The sequence below is a fragment of the Yinghuangia sp. YIM S10712 genome, from assembly GCF_051388935.1.
Lineage (GTDB): Bacteria > Actinomycetota > Actinomycetes > Streptomycetales > Streptomycetaceae > Yinghuangia.
On the sequence record NZ_JBPKBI010000012.1, the window covers coordinates 127,272 to 134,859 of the forward strand.

At 70.2% G+C, this 7,588-nt stretch carries 5 protein-coding genes; all 5 read left to right on the forward strand.

Annotation, left to right across the window (positions count from 1 at the left end; translation table 11 throughout):
- Nucleotides 1–96: 96 nt before the first annotated feature.
- The 5 genes from ACRX5W_RS22920 (at nucleotide 97) to ACRX5W_RS22940 (ending at nucleotide 7,547) form a co-directional block, all read left to right on the forward strand.
- The gene (locus ACRX5W_RS22920) at nucleotides 97–741 is read left to right on the forward strand and encodes a TetR/AcrR family transcriptional regulator (RefSeq protein ID WP_436790140.1); all 645 of its coding nucleotides are present in this window, start codon (nucleotides 97–99) and stop codon (nucleotides 739–741) included.
- 670 nt (nucleotides 742–1,411) lie between these two features.
- A complete protein-coding gene (gene uidA, locus ACRX5W_RS22925; protein WP_436790141.1) occupies nucleotides 1,412–3,187 on the forward strand; it encodes a beta-glucuronidase in 1,776 nt (591 codons plus the stop codon).
- 511 nt (nucleotides 3,188–3,698) lie between these two features.
- Nucleotides 3,699–5,789, forward strand: coding sequence for an ATP-binding SpoIIE family protein phosphatase (locus tag ACRX5W_RS22930; RefSeq protein WP_436790142.1), 2,091 nt, complete (start codon nucleotides 3,699–3,701; stop codon nucleotides 5,787–5,789).
- Nucleotides 5,790–6,067: 278 nt separating this feature from the next.
- Complete coding sequence (locus ACRX5W_RS22935; RefSeq protein WP_436790143.1) at nucleotides 6,068–6,892, forward strand: NmrA family NAD(P)-binding protein; 825 nt, start codon at nucleotides 6,068–6,070, stop codon at nucleotides 6,890–6,892.
- Nucleotides 6,893–7,109: 217 nt separating this feature from the next.
- The gene (locus tag ACRX5W_RS22940) at nucleotides 7,110–7,547 is read left to right on the forward strand and encodes a VOC family protein (RefSeq protein WP_436790144.1); all 438 of its coding nucleotides are present in this window, start codon (nucleotides 7,110–7,112) and stop codon (nucleotides 7,545–7,547) included.
- Nucleotides 7,548–7,588: the final 41 nt, after the last annotated feature.

Below are 7,588 nucleotides of genomic sequence, written 5' to 3' on the forward strand. Positions count from 1 at the left end.
CCGCTTTCGTGCGCGCCCGAAACGGCTCAGACATGCAGGTCAGAGCACATGCAAGACGGTGCGCAGCGCCGAAACACGTCGACTAGGCTCGGCGGGGTGACCGACGTGAGGGGCCCGCGCGGCCCGTATCGGAAGAGCATCGAACGGCGGGAGCAGATCCTGGACGCCGCGCTGCACGTGTTCGCCGAGCAGGGCGACGGCGGCGCGTTGCTCCAGGAGATCGCCGACCGTGTCGGCGTCAAACAGCCGTCGCTGACGTACTACTTCGCGTCGCGCGACGAGCTGCTGCTCGCGGTGGTCGAGCACCACGACACCCTCGGCGCGGAACTGGCCGCGGAAGCCGACCGCCCGATCCAGGCGGCGGCTGACGCACTGCGGCGGAGCATGCGACAACCCGGCCTGCGCAGGCTGTTCGCCACCATGGCCGTCGCCGCCGCCGATCCCGACCACCCCGGCCACGCGTTCTTCACCGAGCGCTACCGGCGCATCGCCGCCGAGGTCGCCCGGAGAGTGGCGAAAGACCAGGAGGCCGGGCGGGCGCGCCGCGACGAGTCGCCGGAACACCTGGCCAGGTTGCTCCTCGCCGTTGTCGACGGCTTGCAGAAGCAGTGGCTGATCGATCCGTCGACGGATCCTGTACCGGCGTTCGAGGCATTCATCCGGCTGTGCGGGTACGCGGCCGACACGGCCGACGCGGATGGGACGGACCGCGCGAAGGGGCCCGAGGGGCCAAGGAAGTAACCGCTCCGGCTTGGCAGTTCCCTGTCCCCCCGAAATGCCGTGCGGCTGCGGCGGTCCCTTGGCACGGACCTCGGCCCCCTGCGCCCTGCCGACGCGGATCTCTCGACAACCAATTTCGATGTCTGCTAGATTCTTGTCCGCGAAGAACCTGCTGTGCCCACGATGCGCGGGCGTCGGCGGCCCCTCGACGGCGTCGGAAAGGAGCTCGACCGAGCCGGCACTCCCACGCCCGACGCACCCGGAGCCGTGCACCCGCCCGGCGCGGCCACAACGGAATAACTCCGGGAATCACCGCCCGGAACCGTCCCGACTCGACGCGAAAATTCGCCCCGGCCACGCCGGTATTTCATGCCGCCAGGTCATATCGGCGCGTCACGATGCCCGATCCGCAGCAAATTTCTCGCACCCGGATTCCGGTTTTTTCCGCTGCCTCGATACCGGCGGCCCAGGAACGGAATCCCCGGCTCAGCGCGCCGTAGAGAGGCCTCTCACCAGCATTTTCATGAGCTTTGGCGACCCAAGGCCCGCAAGCGGGAGGTCGGCTACACCATTCCCGGGAAATCCACAGGCCCTCACGGCGACAACTGCATGCAACTCCTTGCCACGCCATGCGAAACAAAGTCTTAATAGGCCGGGAATACAGAAACGCAAAGCCGAACAGGAGCCGTACATGTTGCGTCCTCAAGACACCGCGACTCGCGAACGGAAATGCATGAACGGCTTGTGGTCGTTTCGGCTCGACCCCGCGGGCGAGGGACGCACGCAAGGCTGGTGGCGTTCCCGGCTCGACGAGGCGCGGGAGATGCCTGTGCCGGCGAGCTACAACGACATCGTGCCCGAGTTGGCCGTACGCGACCACGTCGGCGACGCGTGGTACCAGACGACCGTCCGGGTGCCGCAGCGCTGGGCCGGTGAGCGGATCGTCCTCCGCTTCGACGCCGCGACGCACCGCGCGGTGGTGTGGGTCGACGACGTGCAGGTCGCCGAACACGAGGGCGGCTACACGCCGTTCGAAGCCGACGTCACCGACCACGTGCAGCCGGGCACGGAGGCCCGTGTCACGGTGGTGGTGAACAACGAACTCACCTGGGAGTCGATCCCGCCCGGCGTGGTCGAGGACACCCCGCTGGGTCGGCGGCAGAACTACTTCCACGACTTCTTCAACTACGCCGGCCTGCACCGCGCGGTCTGGCTCTACACGACACCGAAGGCCCACGTCTGCGGCATCGCCGTGGAGACCGGACTCGACGGCGGCACCGGAACGGTCCGGTACGCGGTCGAACACGCGGGTGCCGCCGTGGTCCGCGTCGTCCTGCGCGACGCCGCCGGCGCCGAGGTCGCCGACGGGGAAGGCAGCGAGGGCCTGCTGACCGTCCCCGACGTGCATCCGTGGGCGCCCGGCGACGGCTACCTGTACGAGCTGGAGGCGCAACTTCACGACGCGGACGGCGGGCTGGTCGACAGCTACGTCCTGCCGGTCGGTGTGCGCACGGTCGAGGTGCGCGGCACCGAGTTCCTCATCAACGGCGAGCCGTTCTACTTCCGGGGGTTCGGCAAGCACGAGGACGCACCGGTCCGCGGCAAGGGGCACGACGACGCCCTGATGGTCCATGACTTCGAGCTGATGGAGTGGATCGGCGCGAACTCGTTCCGCACGTCGCACTACCCGTACGCGGAAGAGGTCCTGGACTACGCCGACCGCCACGGCATCGTCGTCATCGACGAGACCGCCGCCGTGGGCATGAACGTCCGCTTCACCATGCACGGCGCCTCCGGTGCGACCAGCACGTACACCGAGGACACCATCGGCTCGGCCACCCAGCGCAACCACCTCCAGGCCATCCGGGAGCTGGTCGCGCGTGACCGCAACCACCCCAGCGTGGTGCTGTGGTGCGTCGCCAACGAGCCGGACGGCAGCGTGCCGGAGGCGCGCGACTACTTCGCTCCGCTGTTCGCCGAGTTCCGCAAGCTCGACCCCACCCGCCCGGTCGGCCTCGTCAACATGCTCGCCGACCTGCCGGACAAGGACCTGGTCACCGAACTCGCCGACGTCGTCATGACCAACCGGTACTACGGCTGGTACATGCAGACCGGCGACCTCGCCGCCGCCGAGGTCGCCCTTGAGGCCGAACTGCGGGCGTGGGTCGAGAAGCACCACAAGCCCATCCTCGTCACCGAGTACGGCGCCGACACGTACGCCGGACTGCACTCCATCGTCGACATGCCCTGGTCCGAGGAGTACCAGGTCGCGCTCCTGGCCATGTACCACCGGGTCTTCGACCGCATCGACGCCGTGGTCGGCGAACACATCTGGAACTTCGCGGACTTCGCCACCCGTCCCGGAGTCATGCGCGTCGGCGGCAACAAGAAGGGTGTGTTCACCCGGGAACGCAGCCCCAAGTCCGCGGCGTTCGCCGTCCGCGACCGCTGGCGCGCGGCGCGGTAGCGGGGCCCGGGCGCGTCCTGGGCACGCAGCGAAAACGCCCGGTGAGGACGTGGGATGCCTCGGGTGGTGGACGCGGCGGTGCGAAGGCGTCGCCCGGCGCGGTGGCGAAGCGCGCGGTCTGACCCGCACCGCCGAACTCCCGCCCGGGCCACGCCCGAACGCCCGGCCGCGCCCTCGGACGTGGCATGCCGCGGCAGCCGCACTGTTGTCAGGGCCGGCAAAACACTCGGCCCTGACAGCAGGCCCACAGCCCGCGCCCGGTCCACCGCGGCCCGGCAGCGGTGGTCGCGCGGTGCCGGACAAGGCACCTGGCCTGCGGCCTCAGGACTCGTCCGCCGCACCGAAAATGCGCATGTCGCAAGCGCGGCGAGCGGCGGCTCCACGATGCCGGGAGAATCACCAAGGCCGGGCCCCGGCACTGCCGGCCGTTTCCGCAGCATGGTCGGCCAGGGGCCCCGGCGGCATAATTGAGCCACGATCGAACCGCTCGGGGAGATGGCAGGCCGAATGCATGCGTTCATCCGACGCTGCCGACGCCACAGTCGGTGACACCACCGAGACCGAACAGACGTTCGTAAAGAACGGCGGTATGGTGCTCGTGCTCGACGGACGGCAAGTGGTCGTGTCCGGCACCCCAGACCCCGGCCGGCTGCTCGGTCGGCGCATGAATCTCCATCTCGGCTCGGACTTCGACGATCCGTACACCGTCCGGACCGGGACGACCGTCATCGACTCCCCGCACGGACGGGCCGAGCTTGTCCGGTACAGCGCGCAACCCCTCACTCCCCGCTCCGACCGCGACGCCGCGTGGCTCGTACGCCTGTTCCACATGGCCGATCCGACGCCCCCCAGCGGGCGAGGCAGCACGCAGCGCGCCCGGCTTTCCCACGCCGCCGCGATGAGTGTCGGCGCGTCGCTGGAGATGACGGACATCGCCACCGGTCTCGCCCGCCTCCTCGTACCCGATTTCGCGGACGTGGCGAGCGTGGACATCCCCGAAGAGGTGCTGGACACCGAGGAGCCGCCTCCCGCGGCGAGGAGCATGCGGCGACTGCGGCGCGTCGCCGTCGTCACCGCGGACGGACGCATGCCGCCGAGGTACCGCGGCGCGGGAGAACGCCTGCCTCCCTTCCCCGACCCGCCGCAACTGCGCACGATGGGCGACAACCCGGTGGTCCGCGTGTCGGGCCGGCAGGACCTGGCCGGTGCCCTGGGCCTGTCCCCGGAGGAGGCTCCCACGCTCATCCCCGAGGGCGCGCACACGCTTCTGGTCGCGCCGCTGTTCGTCGGCGGGCGCCTGCTGGGCGTGCTCGCGGTGTGGCGCACGACGACCGCCGAGAACTTCGAGGAGGACGACGCCGACCTGCTCTCGGAGATCGGCTCACGCGGCGCGCTGGCCCTGGACAATGCCCGTCGCTACGCCCGCGAGCACCACACAACCCTCGCGTTGCAGCGCAGCCTGCTGCCTCCGGTCACGACCGACACACCCGCCGCGACGACGTCCGGCACGTACGTCCCGGCTCGGGGCGAGGCGGGCGTCGGCGGCGACTGGTACGACGTCCTGCCGCTGTCCTCGCTGCGTGCCGGGTTCGTGGTCGGCGACGTGGTCGGCCACGGATTGCGCGCGGCCGTCGCGATGGGACGCCTGCGTACGGCGGTGCAGTCGATCGCCGACCGCGACCTCGACCCCGGCGAGATGCTGGCCCACCTGGACGACCTGGTGCTCGGGCGCTGGATCGACCGCGACACCGGCGACGTACACCCCGATGTGGCCGCGCAGGGCGCCACCGTGCTCTACGCGGTCTACGACCCCGTCCTGCACCGCTGCACGGTCGCCAGCGCCGGCCACCTGCCGCCTCTGGTGCTGCGCCCCGGACAGGAACCGGAGTTCATGGACCTCACGCCCGGCCCGCCGCTCGGCGTCGGCGGCCTGCCGTTCGAAACCGTGGAGGTGGACCTCCCGCCGGGCACTCTCCTCGCGCTGTACACCGACGGCCTGGTCGAACGCCGCACCGACGACATCGGCACCGGCATGGCCGAACTCGCCGACGTGCTGCGCCGCCACCGCGACGCGCCCCTCGACAAGATCGGCACCGAGGTCCTGCGCACGCTCCAGCCGCCCGACGGCGACGACGTCGCGCTGCTGCTCGCCAAGACCCGCGCGGTGACGGCCGAATCGGTCGCCGAGTGGAAACTCCCCGGCGACCCGTCGATCGTCGGCCGCGCCCGCGAGCTGACGCTTCGGCAGCTCGGCCGCTGGAACCTCGACGAACTCGCCTTCACCACCGAGCTGGTGGTGAGCGAGCTGGTCACCAACGCGATCCGGTACGGCGGTTCGCCGGTCGAACTGCGCCTGATCTTCCGCAACGACACGCTGATCTGCGAGGTCTCCGACCCCAGCAACTCCCAACCGAGGCTCCGCCGCGCCACCGCAACCGACGAAGGCGGACGCGGCCTGTTCCTCGTGGCCCAACTCACCGAACGCTGGGGCAGCCGCTACCGGCGCACCGGCAAGACCATCTGGACCGAACAAACGATCCACGCCTCGCGCGCCGCCCAACACCAAGACCTGGTCGGCACCTTCGACGTGGACCCCTGGTAGGTCGGACGCCGCACCGGCTCCCCCGGCCCGTCCGTGCAACCTGCCTGGAGCGGCCCGGTTTTGCCCGAACCGCGCGGGAACTTCGCGATCGGCCGTCGGAATCGCCGTCGTCACCGTCGGTTTTGCCCGACCCGCGCGGGAACTTCCCTGCCCGGCTTGGTCGTCGGCCCGCGGCTTTCGGCGGTGCCGTGTACGGCCGTCGCACCCCCCGTTGCTCTCACTTGACTTGAAGTTGAGTTCAACTCCTAGTGTCGTCGCATGACGAAGGGAACACAACTGTGACGACATTGGTGACAGGTGCAACAGGCAACACCGGCAAGCACGTTGTGGCGGAACTCGTGCGCCGGGGAGAGCGCGTCCGGGCTCTGACTCGGGACCCTGCGGCGGCTGTGGGAAGGTTCCCGGCCGAGGTGGAGATCGCAGCCGGCACCCACACGCAACCGGACTCCCTGGACGCCGCCCTCGAAGGCGTCGACCGGCTGCACATCACGGTCACGGCGGAACTCGCCGAGGTCGGGCCGGAGTTGGTACGACGCGCGGTCGATGCGGGTGTACGGCGCATGACCGTGGTGTGGGGCGGCTGGGTGGGGCCCGTCGAGCAAGCCGTCGCGGACTCGGGTGTGGAGTGGACGCGCCTGGAACCCCAGGAGTTCATGTCGAACACGCTGACCTGGACGGAGTCGATCCGGACCGAGGGGGTCATACGCGAGCCTTACGACTTCCCCAGTGCGCTGGTCCACGAGGCCGACATCGGGGCGGTGGCGGCGGTCGCGCTGCTCGACGACGGTCACGCGGGCCGCGCGTACAACCTCACCGGGCCTGAGGCCCTGACCCTGCGCGAACGGATCTCGATCCTGTCCCCGGCGATCGGCCGCGACATCACGTTCGTCCCGATCACGCGCGAAGCAGCCGTCGACAGGCTCTTGGCGACCGGGGTCTCCCGTGCGGATGCCGAATTCGTCATCGGCTGGTACGCCGCACCCCCGGACGACGCCACGACCGTCGTCGACACGGTCGAACAAGTGACCGGCCGTCCGGCACGCACGTTCACCCAGTGGGTCGCCGAGCACGCGGAACGCTTCCGGGTGCCCGCGGCCCCGTAGGCCGCGGCGGACCGGTGTCGGACGCCGGCACGCCGCACGGCGCATCCGGCGTTCGACCCCTGCGGTTTCTCGGCCCGGGCGGCGACGCGCCGGGCTCGGGACGCCGTTGTCGGCTCGATGCGGGAGCCTGGAACGATGATCGACCAACCCTGGAGCCCGATGTTTACCGACCTCACCGCGCCGGCCCGCCGGCGGACCCGACCGGAGGTGAACTGAGATGGCCCACAGCGTCCAGATCACGTTCGACTGCGCCGACCCGGCAGGGCTGTCGGCTTTCTGGGCCGAAACGCTCGGCTACCGGCTCCAGGACCCGCCCGGGGGTTTCGCGTCGTGGGAGCAGGCGTTGCAGGCGATGGGTATTCCGCCCGAAAGGCACAACGACGCCTCGGCGGTGGTGGACCCCGAGGGGGTCGGGCCGCGGTTGTTCTTCCAGAAGGTCCCGGAAGGCAAGCAGGCCAAGAACCGCGTCCACCTCGATGTACGCGCCGCTCCCGGGCTGGAGGGCGACGCCCGTATGGCGGCTCTGGAGGCGGAGGCCGAACGGCTCGTCGCGCTCGGTGCGACCAGGTTCCGACGCCACGAACCCGATCCCCCGCTCGGGGCCGGACACATTGTGATGGCCGACCCGGAAGGCAACGAGTTCTGTCTCGATTGAGTGAACGGCAGGACAGGTCTCGCCGGATGTGTGAGCGCGGG